A 2,400-nucleotide genomic window follows, 5' to 3' on the forward strand; every position below is an offset into this window, starting at 1 on the left:
ATTTAATAACTCGAGGTAACTATGAAAACACACTCTAAAAAAGACGTACAAGATAACGTTCAAGACAATATTCAAAATGATGACTATACAACGGTATTGGTAGGGTTAGCGAAAAAGTTATCGCCTAGCTCAACAGGTTTAATTGGCTATGAGGTCGCTAAAGACTTGAAGAGTAATGTGCTCTATATCAGGCTGACAAGTAATTCAGATGGCGGCTTATTCTCTAAAGAATGGATAAAGTTAGATGAAATTTATGATCTAATACTCACGCTCGGTGATAAGCCATTTAACTCATCCGTATTTAAAGCGCTATTTAAAAGCGGCTCAGCCAACAATACATCATTTATTGCAGCAGTACTTCGTCATGAGGAGCTTGCATTAATTCAGCCTACTGAGAAAAAGGTATTTCTACACTTAGCTAACCCCCTCATTGTTAATCAACAAGACCGGATTGCTAAGCTTAAACCTTTAGCAACACCTAATAAGGTGACTAAGTAACTTTTAGCATATCAAAGCTTCATACAACCCTACCTAACTCCACCAGCTTTAACGTAACTAAAAAGAGAACTCATTATGTCAATTTCCCTGAGCAACATTGGGCGCATTCGTGTGCCTGACAACTTAATAAACCAGTTAGATTCACTTCTGATTGATATCGATATTCGCAATCTCACATCAATTACATTTAACTTTCGAGATCCAGAATATAGCGTCACTAACGGGGGATTTCACCCAGTAGAAATTCGCTTATTTAAAGATAAGCAAACATGGCTATTGGATTATTTCACGGACTTTAGCTATGCAGGTACATATCCTGAACTTGAGAAGGAAGTCGATATTCTATTTCAAGAAGGGACGGTTTATTTAGCCTATGTTGGTAGCCTTGGCGAGCAACCAGCAATAGAGGTAACTAAAATAACAATCACTAATTTTATTTCATACTTAAATATGGGCGTATATCAAACTCAAATAAGTACTGACTAACCCGCTATAGACCGGAGCAAGGGTGTTTGCTTTCTACACGCAAGTGCCCTGACTTCATTAGTTCAACAACCACGTTAACCAATGTTAGTGACTCTACAAAACTCTGCTCAGAGACAATCGAATTACTAATCCGGTTAACGCTATACGGTTTAAATTATGGATATTAAAAATGATAGGTCTTTTTCATCACTTAAATGAGTTTAAGAAAAAAAGAGTCAAACCAGTGATAGGCAGTGTTGTTTATTGCGACTTGTTCTCTAATTACGCTAGCCACTCAGGTGTTTACATTGGTAATAACCAGATAGTTCACCTAAACGGTAAAGGCCAAATAGAAATGGTAAGTCCTAAAAGATTTATTGCTGGAACGACTGCTTTCGCGATAAATGTATCATGCAGAGGCGAAAAGGCCGTAGGGTCAAGAACTGTCGCTAATAGAGCAAAGAAAAAGCTTAACACCTCACGTAATTATAATTTGCTATTTGATAACTGCCATCAGTTTGTAGCAGGCTGCTTAACAGGTGACTTTGACAATAACGCGAATAACTTCTTATGGATACTTGAGATGACAGCTGAAGATGAACTTGGATCTGATAATTGGCAGCTTTGGATGATCTAATATATAAAAATACAGCCAGTAATGACTGTATTTTTTTAGTTTAATTTGACTAGCTATATCAACAAACCATTTAAATTAGCTTAGAAAAAGCAAACTTAATTGAAATGAATAGTATACTACAAGCAAAGGTAGTAACTCTTTAAGCATTTGTTTTACGACCTTTTAATTTTCACTAAATCGCCTTCTACGACTAAACACTCGTATCTTTCTTTGATTTTGAAAAAGTCACCTTTTTCTTTATATTCAGTTATACGTTCAATTCTTGTATTAACTAACAAATCCCCATCAATACCTGTTTTTTGACCATTTCTAATAGCCTCATCCATAGCGCGCTGCATAAGGTTATCTTTTGGACCTGAAATATAAGCTAGAGTTTGTAAGTTCACCTGATAGCAAGCTTTGCCTTTTGTATATGAAACTGTGTTTGTACCTTTCTCATATTCTAAATTCCGTACATTAAATGATGAAGCTGCTGTAAATTGCCCCAGTCGCTCATTAGTATCAGGTGGGAATTGGACGCACCCTGTAAGAATTGATAAAAAAGGTATTGTTGTAATTATATTTTTCATATGCACGAAATTTCCTTGTATGTGATGTACAACTAACATTTAATAATGAACTCATCGTACATATTTCTGCCGACTTAACGCTCACTTATATAATTTGAATAGATTATCTAAGTTATTATTGTAACTAACTTTTATAAGTCTTTAAATAAATTTAAATGAAACAATATGAGCATATCGTTCATCCTTACGAATGTTATGTAACTATGAAAGCCTATTTGACTGCTTAGTGCC

4 protein-coding genes are annotated in these 2,400 nt (G+C 35.3%); 3 read left to right on the plus strand and 1 reads right to left on the minus strand.

Annotated elements, in window-relative coordinates:
- The first annotated feature begins 21 nt into the window (after window positions 1-21).
- The 3 genes from ACTRWE_RS18930 (at window position 22) to ACTRWE_RS18940 (ending at window position 1,600) form a co-directional block, all read left to right on the plus strand.
- Complete coding sequence (locus tag ACTRWE_RS18930; protein ID WP_203985966.1) at window positions 22-498, plus strand: hypothetical protein; 477 nt, start codon at window positions 22-24, stop codon at window positions 496-498.
- Between the two features lie 75 nt (window positions 499-573).
- A complete protein-coding gene (locus ACTRWE_RS18935; RefSeq protein ID WP_462880511.1) occupies window positions 574-984 on the plus strand; it encodes a DUF2787 family protein in 411 nt (136 codons plus the stop codon).
- Window positions 985-1,153: 169 nt separating this feature from the next.
- On the plus strand, window positions 1,154-1,600 hold the full coding sequence (locus ACTRWE_RS18940) for a lecithin retinol acyltransferase family protein (protein ID WP_462880512.1): 447 nt from the start codon (window positions 1,154-1,156) through the stop codon (window positions 1,598-1,600).
- A gap of 152 nt (window positions 1,601-1,752) precedes the next feature.
- On the opposite strand, the gene ACTRWE_RS18945 is transcribed toward ACTRWE_RS18940, so the two are convergent.
- Window positions 1,753-2,169 carry a hypothetical protein gene (locus tag ACTRWE_RS18945; RefSeq protein WP_462880513.1) on the minus strand — a complete coding sequence of 139 codons (417 nt, stop codon included), beginning with the start codon at window positions 2,167-2,169 and terminating at the stop codon, window positions 1,753-1,755.
- Window positions 2,170-2,400 lie beyond the last annotated feature (231 nt).

The organism is Pseudoalteromonas sp. G5_S1_54_S4 (assembly GCF_054968565.1).

Coding starts and splice junctions, on each gene's coding strand:
- ACTRWE_RS18940 (WP_462880512.1), top strand. CDS start 1,154: ATGATAGGTCTTTTTCATCACTTAAATGAGTTTAAGAAAAAAAGAGTC.
- ACTRWE_RS18945 (WP_462880513.1), bottom strand. CDS start 2,169: ATGAAAAATATAATTACAACAATACCTTTTTTATCAATTCTTACAGGG.
- ACTRWE_RS18930 (WP_203985966.1), top strand. CDS start 22: ATGAAAACACACTCTAAAAAAGACGTACAAGATAACGTTCAAGACAAT.
- ACTRWE_RS18935 (WP_462880511.1), top strand. CDS start 574: ATGTCAATTTCCCTGAGCAACATTGGGCGCATTCGTGTGCCTGACAAC.